The 816-nt window shown below is 71.1% G+C and carries 1 protein-coding gene; it reads left to right on the top strand.

Features of this window, described 5'->3' with window-relative positions; translation table 11 throughout:
• Positions 1-136: 136 nt before the first annotated feature.
• The coding region (locus ACTNDJ_RS08935; protein ID WP_441083572.1) for an IS110 family transposase at positions 137-816 on the top strand (680 nt) is incomplete at its 3' end.

Raw genomic sequence — 816 nt, 5'->3', positions numbered from 1 at the left:
AAGACGATATGAGAAAGCCATTTGGGTCGCCTCCCCCGCGGCGCAGCTTCTTTTCGCGGGCTCGGGATGCCACAATGGGCTTTGAGTATCGGCCCGTGCGGTAGCCCTTACCGCACCTGCGGGGAGGAGGCTTCCCATGCCCCATGTTACCTCCATCGGCCTGGACGTCCACGCGCGATCGGTCGCCGCCGCGGCGTTCAACCCCTTCACCGGCGAGGTGGTGCACCGTGACTTCGGGACGGACGCCGCCGAGATCGCGGAGTGGGCCCTCGGGTTCGAGGAGCCCAGGGCCTGCTACGAGAGCGGCCCCACCGGCTTCCACATGGCGCGCGAGCTGCGCGCGCTCGGCCTCGACTGCGCCGTGGCCGCCGTCTCCAAGATGCAGAGGCCGGCGGCGGACGCGCGCCGCAAGAACGACCGGCGCGACGCCGAGTTCATCGCCCGCATGCTCGCCACCCACAACATCGTGGAGGTCCCGCTGCCCGATGCGGCCGTCGAGGCCGCCCGGGACCTCGACCGCGCCCTCGACGACGCCACGGCGGAGTACCGCCGCGCCAGGCAGCGCCTCAACATGTTCCTGATCAGGCTGGGCCACGTCTGGGACGAGCGCAACGCCGACGGGACGAGGAAGGGATCCTGGACGCGCGCCCACTGGAGGTGGATATCCGGGATCAGGCTCGAGGGGCCCCAGCGCGACGTGCTCGAGTACTACGTCACGGCCGCGAGGTGCGCGGAGTCGGACCGCCGGCAGCTCGAGAAGAAGGTGCTCGCCCTCGCCCGGACCGACCGGTGGCGCCCGGCCGTCGAGGCGCTCTC

This window comes from Collinsella sp. HCP3S3_D1 (assembly GCF_052064015.1).
Taxonomy (GTDB): domain Bacteria; phylum Actinomycetota; class Coriobacteriia; order Coriobacteriales; family Coriobacteriaceae; genus Collinsella.
Note: the sequence above shows the minus strand (reverse complement) of the source record. Positions and strands in the feature narration are given on the sequence as shown.